18 protein-coding genes and 8 pseudogenes are annotated in these 17,066 nt (G+C 69.0%); 13 read left to right on the top strand and 13 right to left on the bottom strand.

Annotated elements, in window-relative coordinates:
* The first annotated feature begins 670 nt into the window (after positions 1 to 670).
* Complete coding sequence (locus tag M878_RS95740) at positions 671 to 1,126, top strand: transposase (protein ID WP_245238339.1); 456 nt, start codon at positions 671 to 673, stop codon at positions 1,124 to 1,126.
* Positions 1,113 to 1,250, top strand: a pseudogene (locus M878_RS95735) (leucine zipper domain-containing protein); the annotation flags it as partial. The gene M878_RS95740 and the pseudogene M878_RS95735, both read left to right, overlap by 14 nt.
* A gap of 5 nt (positions 1,251 to 1,255) precedes the next feature.
* Here the strand turns inward: M878_RS95735 and M878_RS000000102090 are convergent.
* From M878_RS000000102090 to M878_RS000000102080, 3 genes are all read right to left on the bottom strand, one after another.
* Complete coding sequence (locus M878_RS000000102090; RefSeq protein WP_023553805.1) at positions 1,256 to 1,456, bottom strand: hypothetical protein; 201 nt, start codon at positions 1,454 to 1,456, stop codon at positions 1,256 to 1,258.
* A gap of 69 nt (positions 1,457 to 1,525) precedes the next feature.
* Positions 1,526 to 1,753, bottom strand: coding sequence for a hypothetical protein (locus M878_RS000000102085; RefSeq protein ID WP_023553804.1), 228 nt, complete (start codon positions 1,751 to 1,753; stop codon positions 1,526 to 1,528).
* A gap of 66 nt (positions 1,754 to 1,819) precedes the next feature.
* Complete coding sequence (locus M878_RS000000102080; RefSeq protein ID WP_023553802.1) at positions 1,820 to 2,284, bottom strand: hypothetical protein; 465 nt, start codon at positions 2,282 to 2,284, stop codon at positions 1,820 to 1,822.
* Between the two features lie 10 nt (positions 2,285 to 2,294).
* Between M878_RS000000102080 and M878_RS000000101615 the strand changes: the two genes are divergently transcribed.
* The 3 genes from M878_RS000000101615 to M878_RS90745 are packed head-to-tail and all read left to right on the top strand — an operon-like array spanning position 2,295 to position 2,914.
* Positions 2,295 to 2,486, top strand: a complete 192-nt coding sequence (locus M878_RS000000101615) for a hypothetical protein (protein ID WP_023553801.1) — start codon at positions 2,295 to 2,297, stop codon at positions 2,484 to 2,486.
* A 24-nt stretch (positions 2,487 to 2,510) separates the two neighbouring features.
* Positions 2,511 to 2,702 (top strand): hypothetical protein, encoded by a 192-nt coding sequence (locus tag M878_RS000000101610; protein ID WP_342452764.1) that lies wholly within the window; start codon positions 2,511 to 2,513, stop codon positions 2,700 to 2,702.
* Positions 2,699 to 2,914: a heavy-metal-associated domain-containing protein gene (locus M878_RS90745; RefSeq protein ID WP_023553795.1), complete on the top strand. Its 216-nt coding sequence runs from the start codon at positions 2,699 to 2,701 to the stop codon at positions 2,912 to 2,914. Before M878_RS000000101610 ends, M878_RS90745 begins: the two co-directional genes overlap by 4 nt.
* A 42-nt stretch (positions 2,915 to 2,956) precedes the next feature.
* On the opposite strand, the pseudogene M878_RS90740 reads toward M878_RS90745, so the two are convergent.
* From M878_RS90740 to M878_RS90730, 4 genes and pseudogenes are all read right to left on the bottom strand, one after another.
* Positions 2,957 to 3,446 (bottom strand): annotated as a pseudogene (locus M878_RS90740) (galactose oxidase early set domain-containing protein); the annotation flags it as partial.
* Between the two features lie 235 nt (positions 3,447 to 3,681).
* Positions 3,682 to 4,167: pseudogene (locus tag M878_RS000000100860) on the bottom strand (transposase); the annotation flags it as partial.
* 18 nt (positions 4,168 to 4,185) lie between these two features.
* A complete protein-coding gene (locus M878_RS000000100855; protein ID WP_245238338.1) occupies positions 4,186 to 4,716 on the bottom strand; it encodes a hypothetical protein in 531 nt (176 codons plus the stop codon).
* Positions 4,717 to 4,803: 87 nt separating this feature from the next.
* Positions 4,804 to 5,268, bottom strand: a complete 465-nt coding sequence (locus tag M878_RS90730) for a MarR family winged helix-turn-helix transcriptional regulator (protein ID WP_023553789.1) — start codon at positions 5,266 to 5,268, stop codon at positions 4,804 to 4,806.
* Between the two features lie 49 nt (positions 5,269 to 5,317).
* Between M878_RS90730 and M878_RS90725 the strand changes: the two genes are divergently transcribed.
* On the top strand, positions 5,318 to 5,791 hold the full coding sequence (locus tag M878_RS90725; RefSeq protein WP_023553787.1) for a MarR family winged helix-turn-helix transcriptional regulator: 474 nt from the start codon (positions 5,318 to 5,320) through the stop codon (positions 5,789 to 5,791).
* Positions 5,792 to 5,810: 19 nt separating this feature from the next.
* Here M878_RS90725 and M878_RS95725 read toward each other — a convergent pair.
* A pseudogene (locus tag M878_RS95725) lies at positions 5,811 to 6,685 on the bottom strand (IS5 family transposase).
* 239 nt (positions 6,686 to 6,924) lie between these two features.
* Here M878_RS95725 and M878_RS000000100850 point away from each other — a divergent pair.
* The 4 genes and pseudogenes from M878_RS000000100850 to M878_RS98075 all read left to right on the top strand — a co-directional run.
* Positions 6,925 to 7,431, top strand: a pseudogene (locus M878_RS000000100850) (TetR/AcrR family transcriptional regulator C-terminal domain-containing protein); the annotation flags it as partial.
* Between the two features lie 12 nt (positions 7,432 to 7,443).
* Positions 7,444 to 7,731: pseudogene (locus tag M878_RS000000100845) on the top strand (GNAT family N-acetyltransferase); the annotation flags it as partial.
* A gap of 99 nt (positions 7,732 to 7,830) precedes the next feature.
* On the top strand, positions 7,831 to 8,493 hold the full coding sequence (locus M878_RS90710; RefSeq protein ID WP_031227332.1) for a Type 1 glutamine amidotransferase-like domain-containing protein: 663 nt from the start codon (positions 7,831 to 7,833) through the stop codon (positions 8,491 to 8,493).
* Between the two features lie 28 nt (positions 8,494 to 8,521).
* Positions 8,522 to 8,704: a hypothetical protein gene (locus M878_RS98075; RefSeq protein WP_158692895.1), complete on the top strand. Its 183-nt coding sequence runs from the start codon at positions 8,522 to 8,524 to the stop codon at positions 8,702 to 8,704.
* 128 nt (positions 8,705 to 8,832) lie between these two features.
* Here the strand turns inward: M878_RS98075 and M878_RS90705 are convergent, their stop codons facing one another.
* A complete protein-coding gene (locus tag M878_RS90705) occupies positions 8,833 to 9,795 on the bottom strand; it encodes a phosphotransferase family protein (RefSeq protein WP_023553778.1) in 963 nt (320 codons plus the stop codon).
* Positions 9,796 to 9,848: 53 nt separating this feature from the next.
* Between M878_RS90705 and M878_RS90700 the strand changes: the two are divergent.
* From M878_RS90700 to M878_RS90690, 3 genes and pseudogenes are all read left to right on the top strand, one after another.
* Positions 9,849 to 11,069, top strand: a pseudogene (locus tag M878_RS90700) (M1 family metallopeptidase).
* Between the two features lie 162 nt (positions 11,070 to 11,231).
* Entirely contained in the window at positions 11,232 to 11,837 is a 606-nt protein-coding gene (locus tag M878_RS90695) for an O-methyltransferase (RefSeq protein WP_023553770.1), read from the top strand.
* 120 nt (positions 11,838 to 11,957) lie between these two features.
* Positions 11,958 to 12,764 (top strand): AMP-binding protein, encoded by an 807-nt coding sequence (locus tag M878_RS90690; RefSeq protein ID WP_158692894.1) that lies wholly within the window; start codon positions 11,958 to 11,960, stop codon positions 12,762 to 12,764.
* A gap of 201 nt (positions 12,765 to 12,965) precedes the next feature.
* On the opposite strand, the gene M878_RS000000101240 is transcribed toward M878_RS90690, so the two are convergent.
* The 4 genes and pseudogenes from M878_RS000000101240 to M878_RS90685 all read right to left on the bottom strand — a co-directional run bounded on the left by M878_RS000000101240 (position 12,966) and on the right by M878_RS90685 (position 16,892).
* Positions 12,966 to 13,244 (bottom strand): condensation domain-containing protein, encoded by a 279-nt coding sequence (locus M878_RS000000101240; RefSeq protein WP_280923700.1) that lies wholly within the window; start codon positions 13,242 to 13,244, stop codon positions 12,966 to 12,968.
* Between the two features lie 58 nt (positions 13,245 to 13,302).
* Positions 13,303 to 13,554 (bottom strand): annotated as a pseudogene (locus M878_RS000000102075) (hypothetical protein); the annotation flags it as partial.
* Between the two features lie 418 nt (positions 13,555 to 13,972).
* On the bottom strand, positions 13,973 to 14,284 hold the full coding sequence (locus tag M878_RS98070; RefSeq protein ID WP_158692892.1) for an acyl carrier protein: 312 nt from the start codon (positions 14,282 to 14,284) through the stop codon (positions 13,973 to 13,975).
* Positions 14,285 to 14,354: 70 nt separating this feature from the next.
* Positions 14,355 to 16,892: a condensation domain-containing protein gene (locus M878_RS90685; RefSeq protein ID WP_158692891.1), complete on the bottom strand. Its 2,538-nt coding sequence runs from the start codon at positions 16,890 to 16,892 to the stop codon at positions 14,355 to 14,357.
* Positions 16,893 to 17,066: the final 174 nt, after the last annotated feature.

Genomic DNA, 17,066 nt, shown 5'->3' with positions numbered 1-17,066 from the left:
CGGTTGCTCTTAACATTGCGGCTCTCCCAGACGTGGGTCGTCACGCGCGGCGGCAGGCAACGCGGACAGGACTCGTGCACCTTGCGTGATCAGTGCACGCAAGGTTCGCCCGGTGCCCTCCCAGGGCAAGGGTCGAGAACAGAAATACCTTGCGATGACTGATTGAGAGCGCTCTCAAGTCGGGGAGGCTAAGAGCGACTGAGTGGGGAGTCAATACTCTGCGCCATCATGCGATGCCGAGCGGGGACAGGATGGCGGACCGCCGGCCTAGGTACTCATGGACAACTACGGTCACCACCAGCTGATCGTCCACGCATGACCCGGTGGCCACACAGGGGATGAAGGGCCGGGTTGATCTGTCCGAGTCTTGACTGCTTCACAGCATTGGCGAGAGCGCGCCGTTCGACGTGGCGACCTTCGTGAAGCGGCCCCAGTCCTGGGAGGCGGGGCAGCCATCAGACCGGCCAGGAACGCGATGCTGTCGCGCCGATTGTGGGCGTGGATGATGATGTGGTCCAACTCGGTAGCCACACTGGCTCCTTGAGCGACCAAATGCTCCACCGCTGAGCGATGAAAGTCAGGTTACGGGCTTGCGCTGCTGCCACCAGGTGCGGATGTGCTCCAGGGCGGTCAGCAGGGCTCGGCCGTCGTCGGTGAGGGTGTAGGTGGCATGGCCGGGCGGCCGCCGGTCTGGTCCTGGCGGCAGTTGATCGACGGCATCCGGTTCCGGGTCCGAACCGGGGTGCCATGGCGGGACGTGCCCGTCGAGTACGGGCCGTGGGGCCGGATCTGCGCCCTGTTTCGCCGGTGGCAGCGAGACGGCATCTGGCACCAGGTTCTCACCCGGCTCCAGGCCCTGGCTGATGCGAAGGGCGCGATCGTGTGGGACCTGAGCGTCGACCCCACCGTGTGCCGTGCCCATCAGCATGCGACCGGAGCCCGCAAGCAGGGTGACCTGCAGAAGGAACCACCGGGCGGTGTCTTCGACGAGCCCGGTGATCACGGGCTCGGTGTATTGATCACGAGCGTTGTTAACAGTGCCGAGGTCTTGATCATGACGAAGACCTCCGGTGTGGTGGAGGTGTCTAGGACTGCACCGCACGGAGGTCTTCTTGTCCCACCGTAATGCCCGGCTGACCGTTCACGGCAGGCGGCTCCTGGTCGAACGCGTCCTGTCGGGTCGTCCGGTCGCGCATGTCGCCGCGGAGATGGGCATATCGAGGCCCACGTCCCACAAGTGGGTCCGCCGCTGACATCACGGCCCGGGGAACAGGTGCAGATCGACACCACCCGCCTGGACATCATGGCCGTCCTGGAGGACGGCAGCCTGGGCCGGCCGGAGCTGACCATCGCCGTCGACGTCGCCACCCGCTCCATCCCGGCCGCCGTCCTGCGCCCGCACAGCACCAAAGCCGTCGACGCCGCCCTCCTCCTGGCCGAGATGGCTGTCCCGCAACCCGCCCGGCCCACCTGGCCCAAGTCGCTTCATCTGTCACAGGCCGAGGTTCCCTATCAGCGGATGCTGTCACTGGACGAACGGCTGGAAGGCGCGGCCGCCCGCCCGGTGATCGTGCCCGAGACGATCGTCGTCGACCGCGGCAAGATCTACCTCTCGCAGGGCTTCGTCGCCGCCTGCGAGACGCTCGGGGTGAGCGTGCAGCCCGCCCCTCCGAGGCGCCCACAGGCCAAGGCCGTGGTGGAGCGGACCTTCGGCGCGATCAACGACCTGTTCTGCCAGCACGTCGCCGGCCACACCGGCTCCAACCCCCAGCGCCGCGGCTTGGCGACGGCCGCCGAGACGCGGTGGACGATCCCGCAGCTACAGGACCTCCTCGACGAATGGATCACCTGCGGCTGGCAGAACCGGCCCCATGACGGACTGCGCCACCCCGTCCTTCCCAAAACCGCCCTCACGCCGAACCAGATGTGGGCCGCGCTCATCACCATCAGCGGCTACGTGCCCGTCCCGCTGACCGGGGCCGACTACCTCGAACTGCTGCCCGTGCGGTGGCAGCCCATCACCGAACGCGGCATCCGCCTCGACTACCGCACCTACAACCACGACATCCTGGACCCCCACCGCGGCCAGCGCTCCGGTGTCGCCAGCAAAGACGGCAAGTGGGAGGTCCACCACAACCCCCACAACCCCCACAACGCCCGCCAGATCTGGGTCCGCCTCACCGACGGAAAGCTCCACGAAATCCCGTGGATCCACCGCGACCACGTCCACCAGCCCTTCAACGACGCCATCTGGCATCACATCCAGGGGCGGGGACGACATCATCTCTTACATCTTGTCAAAGTTACCGGGGCCCAAGGAGTTCATCGCCGGGTTCTTCACCTCCTTCACGGAGGAGTTGCTGGAGAGCGACGAGGAGCCGGCGGTGATGGTAGACCGCTTCCACACCCCGGACATCCTCCAGGGCGCCGACGGACACCGGATCGACCGCACCAAACTCATCGCGCACACCCGCCCGGTCCGCTAGAACCGGCCCACCATCCGGATGGAGGTGCACGAGGCCCTCGCGGACGGCGACCGGATCGCCGCCCGTTACACCCTGCACTCCTCCCAGCGGGGCAAATGCCTCGCCACCGAGGTGCACTTCTTCGGCCACTTCACCGCCGACGGCCGCATGCGCCGAGCACACATGGCCACCCGCACCGTGCCCGCCCACAACACCGGTGAGGCAGGAACGGCGTGACCGAGACCGGCTACACCGTCGCGGGCATGGTCTGCGCACACTGCGCGGCATGCGTCACCGAGGAGATCGAGCGCATCCCCGGGGTCGCGGCCGTGGCGGTGGACGTCGACAGCGGACGGATCGCGGTGACCAGCGACCGCCCCCTGGACGTCACGGACGTACGCACCGCGATCGAGGAATCGGACTACGAGCTGGCCGAGCCGACGACCTGAGAAGCGAAGGCGTACGGCGACGCACCCGGCCGCCCCGGACAGCTAGGGCACCCGGACCCACAACGCCTTGGACGGTGTGCCCTGATCGTCCGTCACGAAGAACATGTACCAGCCGGCCGGGACCAGATCGCGATCGTCCGGGACAGTGACCTGGATGCCCCTACCGCCCTGGTCTTCTTCAGACCCAGGGCGATGGAGCGCTGCTCGACTCCGTGACATGGGTGGTGGAGCTGGGGTGGATCAGCCGGGCCGTCTTGATGGCCGAGGCGTCCGGGGTGCGGAAGGTCGCGGTCGCGCCGAGGCTGATGGTGCTGTGACCGCCGGCGAGTGCGGGCCGGGAGTTCCGGTACAGGTAGGGCGAGGTGTAGATCTCCAGGCGCTGCTCGAACCGACCGGGCCTGGACTTGGTCTTGTCGGCGAAGAGCGAGTCACCGCCGAAGGCGAGGACTCGGCCGTCGGGCAGGAGGATCGAGCCGGAGTGGTAGTTGCGGCCGACCTCGGGGTCGGCGACCCGGCGCATCCTGCCGGTTCTGACGGGCAACCACGACCACGCAGCACTTCGACAACAGGGCCTCTTGCTGCTCGCTGGATTCGACAACCGCGAGCTACCAAGAGGCCCTTCCTTCATGCCTGCACGTCGATCAACTCACCCGTTCCAGGACCCCGTTCGAACCAGATTCGAGCACACGAACGGGTAGAGAACGGTCAGTTAAACACGGCGGCAACTGCATAAGCTTGACTCTGTCGGGGATCTTGGATGGTCGAGGTCAGGTACCGCGGGTTCGCCAGGACTTCGGCAGGGGGATGTCGTTCTGATCCAGGAACGTCTGGAAGGCGGTCGACGGTCTCGGTGAGGAGGCTTCCTCGGTCAGTGACCGGCCGCTGAGGCGCTCGATGTTCACGGCGATGGCCGTGAGCACGTGTTGCAGGTGAGTCTTCGACTGTCCTCGGTAGCGGCAGCGGGGCATGCCGTGTCCGTGGGCGAACTCGTTGATGGTGCCCTCCACTCCCGAGCGGACCGCATAGCGGGCCTTCCACTCGGGTGTCTGCTGCTCGCTGCGGACACGGACTTGCAGGTCGCGGAGTTCTTGTGGAGGGAAGCCCACGTTCCGGGTGCTTTCGCGGGAGCTGGTGCACCGGGGGCGGTCCGGACACGGCTGACACTGGCTCTTGGTGAACCGCGCCACGGTCAGGGGAGCCTCGGTGGGCGAGGAGGTCGGGTAGGGGCCGTGCCAGCCCTTGCTGACCTGACCCTGAGGGCAGGTGACTTGTCAGCGGGCGAAGTCGATGTGGAAGTCGAACCGGTCGAAACCCTCGTTCCGGTGATGCTGGCGGGTGGGGTTGCCCGGCAGCGGTCCGCTGACAGTGACCTGATGTTCGCGCTCGGCTCGTTCCAGATGGACCAGGGAGGTGTAGCCGCCGTCGACCAGGTGCTCGGCAGGCAGTAGCCCGCGACGCGCCAGACGGGTGTGGATGCCGGGCAGGGCCTGGGCGTCGTTCGTGGCGGCCGAGGTGGTGGCCACATCCGTGATCACGTTGACGCTGTCGGAGGCGCACGTGTCGGTGACATGCGGGGCGAACCCCTTCCAGCTGATGATGTGACCGTGCCGGACGTAACGCGCCGTGGTGTCGTAAGGGGAGACGATTGCCGAGGAGGAGGGTGGCAGGCCACCGTCGTCGGCGGTGCGCCAGCGCAGGCGGCCCGCCTCGTCGCGGTAGTAGTTCTGCACGACGATCTGCCGTAGGGCCTCGGCCTGCGGACCGGGCCGGTAACTAGGGAGTGTTGCGAAAGTGCTGGTCACAGCCGATTGTGGATGGCTGTGACCAGCACTTTCGCGTGATTGCCCAGGTGGATAACCACCATCCCGCAGAGAGAAGTGCGCCGACGACTACTGACGGGGCGTTTCGACCGCCAGGGCGTCAAGGTGGGTGGCGACCCGCTGAAGCAGTTCCATCAATACCGTGTGCTCCTCGGACGAGAGGCACTCCATCATCCGAACCCTCAAGGCTCCGGACTGCTCGGCAACCCGCTGGTGCGCCCGTCGGCCCTCGCCGGTCAGCGCCACCGCGCCGTCGTCAGCCGTGTGTGCCCAGCCGCGCTCGACGAACCGGTCGACGTACGGGCGCATGGTTGGCTCGTCGGCGGACAGGAACGCGGCCATGGTCTCGTCGAGTTCGGCGATGGTGATCGGGTCGTACGAGATGCTGTTCAGCACCTGCCACCCTCGCCGGTTCAGGCCGTCCGTGGCGAACAGCCGGCCCAGGCTCTCCTCGATCGCCCCGTCGATGTGCTTCAACCAGTAGCCGAGCGGGCGCTGCTCGCGGACGTTGGGCAGCTGAGTCAGGTCGGTCACGACAATCCCCCAATGCATGTCTTTTGACAACTATTGTAATCTAGCATGTATGTCGAAGAGGGAACAAGACCAGGCGATCGCCGACGTCGAACGGGCCATGGTGGCGATCCGCCGCAGCCAGACCCGCCGATCGCTGGGGCGGTTGGCGCCACCCGACGGCGGCAAGCCGATCGACCCCACGCTGTTCAACGTGCTGGACGTCATCGAGGACCGCGACAAGCCGTGCTCCGTCTCGGACGTCGCCACCGCACTAGGCGTTGATCAACCCAGAGCGAGCCGACTGGTGCTCCGCACCGTCGAGGAAGGGTGGCTGGACCGCAGGACCGACCCGTCCGACGCCCGGCGCACGCTGCTCGCTCTGACCGACTCCGGGCGGGAACAGCTCGACCGCACACACCGGTTCCGGCAGGAGATCTTCGCGCGGGTGATGGCGGACTGGCCGGACGCCGACCGGTCCGAGTTCGCCCGACTCATCACCGCGTTCGTAACCTCGTTCGCCCAGGTGGTCCCCGAGACCGAATGAGCTCCTCGGCGCGTGGCGGTCACAGCCACTGGTTGATGGCAGCGACCAGCACGGTCGCCTCGAACCGCACCGCGAGCTTGTCATAGCGAGGAGCCACAGCCCGGTGGTGCTTGAGGCGATTAATCCCGCACTCCACCGCATGGCGCTCCTTGTAGTCGACCTTGTCGAACAAGGGCGGGCGCCCGCCACGCGAGCCGAGGTTCTTGCGGTTGCGGACCTGGTCGCCCTTCTCCGGGATGGTGCAACGGATGCCGCGCCGACGCAGGTAGGCGCGGTTCGCACGGGAGCCGTACGCCCTGTCCGCGCGGACCTTGTCCGGCCGGGTCCGTGGTCGGCCGGGGCCGAGCCGGGGCACCCGGATGCCTTCCAGGACCGGCTGGAACTGCGGACTGTCGTGCCGCTGACCAGCAGTGACGAGCAGGGACAGGGGCTTCTGTCCCTGCTCGACCGCAAGGTGCAGCTTGGTGGTCAGCCCGCCACGCGAGCGCCCGAGGCCGTGGTCGTCGGGCTCGCTGTCGACGCCTCCAGGAGGTTCCTTTTGGAGATCCCCCCTTTACGCGCTCCGGCAGCGTGCTGGTGAGCACGGGCGATGGTGGAGTCCACGCTCACATCCCACGCGATCAGGCCCTTTGCGTCGGCCTCGGCCTGAAGCTGTTCGAAGATCCGTTTCCAGGTGCCGTCACGCTGCCACCGCCGGAACAGGTCGTACGCCCGGTCCCACGGCCCCTATCGCTCCGGAATATGCCTCCATGGCGCACCGGCCCTCACCCGCCAGCGTATGCCATCGATCAGCTGCCGATGGACCCAGGTCCGCGGACGGCCCAGCTTCTTGCCCACCGGCAGCAGCGGTTCCAGTCGCTCCCACTGGCCATCCGTCAGATCACCTCGTCCCACGGCCGTTGATCACCGGCAACCTTGATCCACTTTCGCAACACTCCCTAGGTCGCCTCGCAAGGGACAGCGGGAAATGCGGGACGGAGCGGGAATTGGGCGAGGAAGCGAACGATGCGGTGCGGCTGCTCTGGGGGCCTCCCGCCAAGCCGTCCCGCGGGCCGAAGCCCGCGCTGAGCCTGGCGCGGATCGCTGCGGCGGGCGCCGAGATCGCGGACGCCGAGGGCTTTGGCGCCGTCTCGATGCAGAAGGTGGCCGGGTTGCTCGACTTCACCAAGATGTCGCTCTACCGCTATGTGCCCGGTAAGGCGGAGCTGGTCCCGCTCATGGTGGAGGCCGCGGTCTGCGGACCGCCGCCAGTCGTGTACGGGCTCGGGTGGCGTGAGCAACTAACGGCTTGGGCAAGACAGTTGGCGAGGTCGTTCACCGAGCACCCGTGGTTGCTCGACGCCACCGTCGGCCCGCGGGTGATGGGCCCCAAGGAACTCGGCTGGCTGGAGCGGGTGGTCGCGGCCCTGGACGGCCACGGGCTGACCTGCCCCGAGGGGATGGACGCCGCGGTGCTGCTGGCCGGGCACGTCCGGGGCATCGCCGAGCAGGCGCGCGCGGCCCGGCCGGGCGGCTCGCCCGAGACGGAACTCCTGGCCGTCCTCGGTCCCCTGGTGCACCAGCACGCCGACCGCTTCCCCGCGCTCGCCGCGGCCACGGCCTCACAGGACGGCCGGGATCAGGCGCTGGACTTCGGCCTGGAGCTCACGCTCGCCAGAGACACGGGGCACCTTCGGCAAGCTGCCGGGAAGGCCAAGCTCGGCTACCTGTTCCTGCCGGAGGCGTGGGGATGCGGATACGCCGCCGAGGCGTGCGCAGCGGCACTGGGCTGGTTCGCTGACGCGCTCCCTGGCGAACGAGTGGTACTCGCCACCCAGACCGCCGACGTCCGCTCGATGCGCCTCGCGTCAAAGCTTGGCTTCATCGAGGTAGAGCGGTTCGAGGCCTACGGCGCTGAGCAGTGGTTCGGCATGTGGTCCCCGGTCGCACTGTCCGAGTGACTGCCTGTTCCTGATGCAGCCATGACATGGTGGCGCTCGTGACGCGTTGGCGAACTGCTGGTTGTTGACGCGTGCGGTCAGTACCTCGGGAAGGACATGATGAAGCTTCTCCTCACCGACTCCGGTATCAAGAACGCGAGCATCCAGGATGCGTTGGTTGACCTCCTGGGTAAGCCGATCGCCGAGTCCAGCGCCCTGTGCATTCCCACCGCGGGGTATGGGGGCCCCGGCGCCGATCCGGGCGGGCCATGGCGATTCATCAGCGGACGATCTCCCAGCCCCATGACCGAGCTGGGGTGGAAGTCGGTGGGCGTACTGGAACTCGCCGCGCTGCCCAGCATCGAGGAAGCGCTCTGGGTCTCCTGGGTGCGGGAGGCCGACGTCCTGCTCGTCAATGGCGGTGACACGCTGTACCTGTGCCACTGGATGCGGGAGTCCGGGCTGGCTGACCTCCTGCCGTCGCTGCCCGACACGGTCTACGTGGGTCTCAGCGCCGGGAGCTGTGTGATGACCCCCCGCATCGGGGAGGAGTTCGTGGGCTGGAAGCCGCCCACCGGCGGCGACAGCGCGCTGGGTGTGGTTGATTTTTCGATCTTCCCGCACCTGGATCATCCGGCTTGTCCGGAGAACACCATGGCCGCGGCAGAGCGATGGGCGGCCCAGATCGGGGGTCCGGCGTATGCGATTGACGAGCAGACTGCCATCAAGGTGGCCGACGGCGCCGTCGAAGTAGTGTCCGAGGGCCGCTGGAAGCTGTTTTAGTGCTTTTGCCTGTCGAACAGTCGACGCCATGGGAGAGTTCTACCCGGGTCTTCGGGAGCCCTGGGTGGAGACGCTGGTCACCGTCTCCAGGAGAGCTCAGTCCCGTTGGGCTTTGCGGGAGGTCGGCTGTCCGCTTCTGCGGGATGTCCTGCGGGTGATGCGGCTGGTCATGAGCGTGATCGCGGCCCAGGTGATCAGCGATTCCGAGTGATGGATCAGCCGTTCGATTCGGAGGCGTCGCAGAGCTGTCGGCCGTACTCGAGGGTGCCCCGGTGCGGGTGTGCGATCGGCTCAGCCGGACCCGGCGCTCACTGCCGGCCCGCGCCGGGCTGCTCTGGCTCAGCCCAGCGCGTCCATCAGGGCGGTGACATAGGCATCCAGCCGCTCTTCCACAGTCCGCGTCGTCAGCTCTGTCCTGCCTGCATTCCGCCATGGCTGTGCCACCTGCTGCACTTCTTCTGAGCACGCCAGCCCATCCCGCACCCGCCAGTACAGCCGCTCGCTTGCGGCCGCGGCCAACACGCCGCCGGCCTCCTCATACGCGTCAGCGAACCGCAGACCCCACGCCGGACCGTGCAGCAGCGCGAGATTGGTCGAGCAGTGCGCCACATCGAGATCCGCCGGGCCCCAGGATGCCGCTGCCCAGTCAACGACGCCTGTGATCCGGGCATCTGCCGACCCTGGCGGCGGCACGTCGAACAGTACGTTGCCGGGTTGGAAGTCCCGGTGCAGGAATCGCCCTTCATAGGGCGGCGCAGGCTTGCGGATCACGTTGATCGCCGCGGCCCATACCGCCGCGTCGGCGCCCTTCGGAGTCACGACGGTATCGGCGGTCGTCAACACCACATACTCCCTGGGCCGCTCGACGGGTCGCACCGCATGGATTGCCAGGAGTTGACGGGCCAGCAGAGGAACGCGCGTCTCCAATCCCTCATCGTCGAAGACCGTCCGGCCCGCCAGATGCGTCATCAGGAGCGAGGGATACTCGCAGTGCGCGGCGGTCGGATCAACCGCGACCAGGCCAGGAGCCGGCACACCGGTCCCCGCCAGCAATGTCAGGGCGCCGGCCTCCCTGTTCAGCCAGTCCTCGGCGTGCCCAATGTAGAACGGGTCGACGAAACTCCGCAGCACCAGGTCACGGGTTCCTCGGTCCCCCGTGCCGATGATCAGCCTCCGCATTTCAGCAGTGATGCCACCGTGCAGCGCCTCAGTTCTGACGATCCGCTCGCCGACCTCCAGATACCGGCTCACCCAAGCCAGCGTCAACGGTCGGACAGCCGCCACCTCATCACGGTTGGTCACCGCACCACCCCATCATCCGGCGGCGGCACCCGCAAAAGCTTTCACTGGAGGCGATGGCAACACTGCTCAGTTTCAGACCGGAGGCCGTGAGGACGCATCCCGAACCCATCACAGGGGGCGGCCCCCAGCCGGCATTTCTTGTCGTCGCCGCCTCATCCACCCCTACCCCGGGCGCCCCCGGCATCGGCGACACCTACTTCCCGAACCTCGGCAACGGCGGATTCGACGCCCGCCACTACCACCAGAGTCGAAGTCAATGACAGACGCGCCAGGTTCACGCGGGACGGGACGAACTGCGCATCACCCCGCGGGGCGCGCTCGTCAAGGGCCAGGACTTCCGGGTCAGCGTCACCTACGAGCGCGTCCCCCAGCCCCTCAACGGCCCGATCGTGTTCGGCTCCGACGACGGCGTCTTCGTCGCTTGCGAGCCCAACGCCGCCTCCACCTGGTTCCCGTCCAGCGACCACCCCGCCGACAAGGCCACTTACGACATCCGGATCAAGGCTCCGCAGGGCCTGACCGCCGTCTCCAACGGCCGGCTCGTGTCGACGTATGACAAGGGCGGCTCGACCTACACCCACTGGCGAGAGTCGAAGCCCATGGCCACCTACCTCGCCACCGCCACCATCGGGAAGTTCGACCTCCGCACCGGACGCACCCCCGGCGGCCTCCCCGGCGGCATCCCGATCTACGTCGCCATCGACCCGACGCTCGCGAACAGCAACAAAGTCGACGTGTACGCCGTCACCGCCGCCACCGACTACTGGTCGAAGATCTTCGGGCCGTACCCCGTTCGAGGAGACCAGCGCGATCGTGGACAACATGCCTCAGGCCGAGTACTCGTTGGAGGTGCAGAGCAAGCCGATCTACTCGGCCGTGCGCAACGACACCACCATCGTGCACGAGCTCGCCCACCAGTGGTTCGGCGACTCGGTGAGCGTCAAGCAGTGGAAAGACATCTGGCTCAACGAGGGCTTCGCCACCTACGCCCAGTGGCTGCGGGCCGAGCACCAGGGAACCAGGTCGGCGATCCGCAGCGCGACACGATGTTGAGCTACGCGGTCTACCAGCGCGGTGCAATGGCGCTCCAGGCTCTGCGCGAACGGATCGGCGACTCCGCCTTCTTCAAGCTCCTGCCCACTTGGACGAAACTGCACCGCTACAGCAACGCAGACACCACCGACTTCATCCACCTTGCCGACAAGATCTCCGGGCAACAGCTCGGCGACCTGTTTCAGAAGTGGCTCTTCACCAGAGGCAAGCCGACTTTGTGACCCATGCATGTGAGGGGTTGCCCGGCGTCGACGACGTTGACGCGCAACTGGTCGGTCAAGAGGGCGGCTGCTCCCCTGTCGGTCGTCGCCGGCATCGGCAGGGGTCGCACCGGTCAGACAGTTCCAGCCCCGTCGGGTGCCGGTGAGCCCATACTGGTGGCTATGTCGATGCACGGCACCGCCGCCTACGGCGCCCACACCGGCTCGCTGCCACCGCTCGTCGAGCGCGCCATCTCCGCCGCCCGTCAGCATGATTTCGGGCACTCCTGCCGCCCCGAGCAGGGCAGACTGCTCCAGTTGCTGGCCGGCGGAGCCCGCAGAGCCATCGCCGAGACCGGCACGGGCTGCGGGGTGGGTCTCGCCTGGCTGGCCAGCGGGGCGGCACCGGACGTGGAACTGCTCAGCGTGGAACGGGATCCGGCACGGGCCAAGGTGGCGGCCGACGTCTTCGCCGACGTGCCGCAGGTACGGGTGGTGTGCGCGGACTGGACCGAGGTCTACGCCCACGGTCCCTACGACCTGCTCGTCCTCGACGGCGGCGGTCAAGCCAAGGGAGGCGGTGCGGCCGACCCCGAACGGCTGCTGGAGCCCGGCGGCGTGCTGGTCGTCGACGACTTCACGCCCTCGCGGACATGGCCGCCCTCCTACGCCGGCCGCACGGACACCGCCCGCCTGTTCTGGCTGCAGCATCCGGCCCTGCGCACCGTGGACCTGCCGTTGGCGATGGACCTGAGCGCGGTGGTCGCCGTCCGGCGCACCGACCTGTGAAAGAGCGAATCCGCCGGACTCCGCGACGAGTTGATCACTATGCTGATCGGCGCTCCACACATCACCGGCGCACCAGGTTCGCTGAGCAGGGGAAGCACGGTGCACACCATCTGGGGCGTCGTGAGTAAGCAGGCCGGCCGGACGCCGCAAGCGACAGCGGTCACGCAAGAACGTGCCACTCGGGCCGCCGCTCTGTCGCAGTCGATCAGCCGCCACGCACCAGCGGGCACCGCGGTCGCGATCGACACGGACAGCGCCCTCAACGCCGCCCTCGCGATCGTGGCCGCCGGCCGGTCCGGATGCACCGTGCTCCCTCTCAACCTGCAAAGCCCGCCGATGCACCGCGTCCTGGTTGACGCGCTGCCCTCGCTCGTGGTCCACGCGGACGCCGGCGGGGTCTTCTCCGTCACTCGCACCGGTCTGGGCCCGGGAGCGGGGCACCGGCTCGAGGGGATCGCGTCCGTGATGTACAACTCGGGCTCCACCGGGCGACCGAGGGGGATGCTGGTCTCCCACGATGCACTGCTCGCCCGGCTCGCCGTGCTGGCCGCGGTGCCCGGTCTGGAACCCGGGGAATCCGTCCTCGCCATGACGGCCTTGTCCTTCGACATCTCCCTGGCGGAGCTGCTGCTGCCGCTGACGGTCGGCGCAAGCTTTGTCGCCACCACCGCCGAGGTCCGAGGGGACCCGGACACCTTCACCGCCCTGGTGGCCAAGTGCCGTCCTGACGTCACCCAGGCCACCCGGAGCTTCTGGCGCCTGGCCACGGCCGGCGGCTGGCCGGGTGCTCCCGGAAGCCGGATCTGGTGCGGCGGCGAGGCCCTCACCCCTCAGACTGGCCGCCCGGCTCCTCGGCTCCTCGGCTCCTCGGCTCCTGCCGGGAGTTGTGGAATCTCTACGGCCCGACGGAGGCCACCGTCTGGGTGACGGCGACACGGATCGAATCACCGGACACGATCACGCTGGGATTCGCGCTCCCCGGATCCGGTGTGTTGCTCGCGCCGCCTGGGGGCCTGGCAGCGGAGACGGACGGGGAGCCGGATGAGGGCGAGATCCTCGAGCGGCAGGACGAGCGGGTTCACGAAGCACCCACGACCGACTCCAGCGCGGTACCGGAGCGCCCCGCCGTCACCGTGCCGAGCGTCGTCTCCCGGCGCTTGACTTCCCCGTCTGCGGAGGGATGCGGCAGGAACGGGTGGGCGTGTTGCGCAAGCCTTCGCGCCAGAACGGCAGTTCCGCCTCCAGCAGACGGGCGCCGCGGGCCCGGTCCCATCGGCTGTAGGAGTCGTAGGTGACGTGCAGGGGCCGCAGCGGCTCGCCCGTCCAGGCCCGGGCGAGATCGTCGACCAGCAAGGTCTCCGACCAGCCGTCGAAGACCAGGTGGTGCACCTGAAAAGCACAACAGATGGCGGGCGTCGGCGAGGCGGTGGATTCCGGCCCGCAGCGGGGGCTCGCTCGTCAGGTCGAAGGGACGGTCCCACCGGTCCCGCACGTTTTGCGCAGCGCAGGCCGCGACGTCGGCCGGGGCGGGCAGATCCGCCGCCGAGGGGGCGTCGTCCCAAGGCGGCACGGCCGTCGACAGCACCTGCTGCGTGGGATGGAAGTCCGTTTCGTCGAGCGGGTAGACCGTGCGCAGCACCGGGTGGTGATCGACCACGCGCTCCAGCACCGTGCGCAGCCGGTGCGAGTCCAGGTCTCCGGTCAGCAGATACGCCATCACCATGGTGCCGTCGTGGTGCCCGGGGCCGAACTGCTCGGCGAGCCAAGCCGTTCCTGCGCCTGGGACAGGCACGCCGGCTTGGTGGTGGGTGGCGGAAAGTCCGGCACGGCGGGCTGCTGAGCCGATTCCGCTGCGGACGCGGCTTTCAGCGCGAGCAGGACGGACACGGCCGGGTGCCTGGTCAGCTCGCGCAGAGGGATCCTGACACCGTTCCCTCGTCAGTTCCCGCTGGAACACGGCGAGCAGGACGGAGTTGCCTCCGGCTTCGAAGAAGCTCTCCTCGTCGCAGGCTGGATCGGCCTCCAGCACCGCTCTCCACGCCCGTACGATCCCGTCCCGCTCGGCCGTGGAGACTTTGTCCGTCCGGCTGTTCATCGTCGCGGTCCTGCCTCTCCTGCGTGAGCACCTGCCCTGCTCACGCGGAGCCCGGGGCCGCCGCCCTCCGACGTGGAAGCAGCCCTCGGGCGAGCCCGGTCGGCGGTGCCTCACGCCCCTCGTCCGTCGCCGCCTTCACGGCAGCACGTGCCGCCGCCTCCGCGCCGGGCAGTACCTCCAGCCGGCCGGTCAGTTCCCGCACGCTCGGCGCCGCCACGAAGTCGGACATGTCCAGCGGTACGCCGAGCGCTTTGCGTAGCAGCGCCAGCACCCGGGCGGCGCCAAGTGAGTCGCCGCCCTGGCCGTAGAAAGAGGTGTCGACCACCACCGGCTGCCGCAGGATCGCCTGCATGGCGAGGGTCACCGCCTGCGCAAGGGAGGAGGCCGCGACGCCGGCGCACTCCAGCGGCCGTGTCTCGATCTCAGCCGGTTCGATTCGGTGGCCGCGCAGCTTGATCTGTGCGTCCCTGCGGCCGTGCAGCCGCAGCTGCCCGTCCGCGCCCCAGCATGCGATGTCTCCCGTGCGGTACAGCCGCCGAGTGCCGTGACCGAGGTCCAGCTCCACGAAGGCGGCGGCGGTGAGCTCGTCCTGGCCGGGATATCCGCGGGCCAGTCCGGCGCCGCCGATGAGGAGTTCGCCCCGGCGGCAGCGGGCGCAGCCGTGAGTCGACGACGTACAACTCGGTGTTGGCGAGGGCGGTGCCGACCGTTACGGGGCCGGGGCCGCAACGGGCGATGGCCGACCAGACGGTGGTTTCCGTGGGCCCGTACAGGTTGTAGACCTCGTCGACCGTGGCGAGCAGCCTGTCCTTGAGGTCCTCACCTAGTGCCTCACCACCGGTCAGCGCGATGCGCGGCCGGGACCGGAGGTGGTCGAGGAGGAGCTGCCACACGCTGGGGGTGGCCTGGACGACCGTCGCCCGTGCGCCGTCGACAAGCGCGGCCAGCAGGGTGGGGTCCTCGGCCGTCCGGTCGTCGGCGACCTCCAGGACACCTCCGCAGGCAAGGGGGGAGAGGAGTTCGAGGAGGGAGATGTCGAAGGTCGTGGCGGTGGAGGCGACGACCACGTCGTCTGCGCGCAGGCCCACTCGCCGCGCCGTGTCCCGCAGGAAGTTGGTGAGGGCCCGGCGGCCCACCAGGACGCCCTTGGGCAGGCCGCTGGAGCCGGAGGTGAAGAACACGTACGCGTCGGGGTCGGCCGCCCGCGAACCCGGGGCCGGGCGCGGGTCCTGCCGGACGGAGGGGCGCAGCACGCCCCGGTCGGTGAGCAGGGCCCGGAGTCCGGCCTGTTCTTCGATCAGCCGCTGCCGCTTCTCAGGCAGCCGACCGTCCACGGGAACGTAGACGGCGTCGAGCGAGAGGATGGCCAGGAGTGCGGCAATCGTGTCAGTGCCGCGCGGGAGGCGCACCCCCACCCGGTCGCCCGCCGCGATGCCCGCAGCGGTCAGCTGCCCGGCCAGTTCGGCGACCCGGCCGAGGAGTCTGCCCGCAGTCAGCGCGGTGCCCGCGCAGCGCACCACTGTCCGGTCCGGCTGCGCGGTCAGCCGGGCCAGGATGTCACTCAGGGCGTCGCCGGGTACGTGCGCCCGCTCCCCGGCCGGCAGGTCGAGCAGGCGTGTCCCCTCTGCCGGGAGCAGCAGGGGCACCGTGCCGAGCCGGGCGGAGGGTTCGGCCGCCCAGGCGGTGGCGAAGGCCGCGAACCGTTCGGCGAGCAGCCGGCCATGCTCGGGCGTGAACAGCTCGGTGGCGTACTCGACCATCACGCCCAGACGGCCGTCGGGCCGCTGCCAGAACTCCAGGGTGAGGTCGAAGGCGGCGGCCCGGTGGTCCACGCGGTACGGCTCGGTGTCCACTCCGGCCAGGTTCAGTTCGCCCTCCAGCGTGTTCTGCAGGACGCAGAGGACCTGGAACAGCGGGGTGCGTCCGGGCACGCGCGGCGGCGCGGCCGCCCGGACGATGCCGTCGAAGGGCAGGCCGCGATGGACGCAGCCCTCGAAGAAGGAGTCCCGGGTCCGTGCGACGAGTTCACCGAGGTTGGGGTCCCCGCTCAGATTCATCCTGATCGGCAGGGTGTCGACGTGGAAACCGACGAGACCCTCGAACTCGGGGCCCGACCGGTTGGCCACCGGTACGCCGGCCACCACGTCCTCCGTGTCCGCGAGCCGGCAAAGGAACCCCGTGAGTACGGCGTACAGGGAGGTGAAGAAGGTTCCGCCTTGCTCGGCGGCAACCGTGTGCAGGGCTTCGGGCACGGCCGCGAGCAGTTCGAGCCGGGTGCGGTCGCCGTGCCGGGCCGGCCGGGACGGGCGGGCGTGGTCGTAGGGCAGGTCCAGCGCCTCGGGCGTCCCGCGCAGCGACTCGCGCCAGTACGCTTCTGCCTCGCTCTCGTCTCCGTAGTAGGCGTCGGTTGCGGCCCTCAGCGCGGCGGCGGCCTCGGCCGCGGTCAGGGGCAGCGGGTCCAGGGCGCAGGGGTCGGCCGCGGCGCCGGGTGTGTAGAGCGTGCCGAGTTCCCGGGTGAGTACGTCGAGCGACCAGCCGTCCGCGATCAGGTGGTGGACGCGGAGCAGCAGCAGCGCTGTCCGGGTGTCCTCGCGCAGCAGGTGGGCGGTGAAGAGCGGCCCCTCATGCAGTGGCATGGGCCGGTCGGCGAGTTCGGCGCAGCGTGCGGCGGCTGCCTCGGGCGAGCCCGGGGACTCGACGTGCAGGGCGGGCGCGATCGCCGGTCCCTCGAGCAGGTGCGGGCTGTCGTCGGGGGAGCACGTGGCGCGCAGGAGTTCGTGACGTTCGGTGATCACCTGCAGTGCGTCGGCGAGGGCCGCCTCGTCCACCGGTCCGGTAAGGCGCCAGGACAGGCTGAGGACGTGGGCTGCGCCGAACTCCTCGTACCGCTCCAGGTACCACAGTCGCCGCTGTTGTGGCGTCATGGGGATCGCGACGGCAGTGGGTTCCCGGTCAGTCACGGTCCGCTCCGGGCTGCCGGAGGCCGTCGATCGCGGCGGCGATGCTGCCCAGCACGGGGGCGCGCAGGATGCGTGCGGGCGGCACGGTCACACCGAGGTCCCGTTTGATGCGGCTCTGTGTCGAACTGTTCGTCCAGCCAGCGGGTGAGGGTGTCGGCGTCGGCCGGCAGCGGG

Origin of the sequence: Streptomyces roseochromogenus subsp. oscitans DS 12.976 (genome assembly GCF_000497445.1) — a bacterium.
GTDB classification, from domain to species: Bacteria; Actinomycetota; Actinomycetes; order Streptomycetales; family Streptomycetaceae; genus Streptomyces; species Streptomyces oscitans.
Note: the sequence above shows the minus strand (reverse complement) of the source record. Positions and strands in the feature narration are given on the sequence as shown.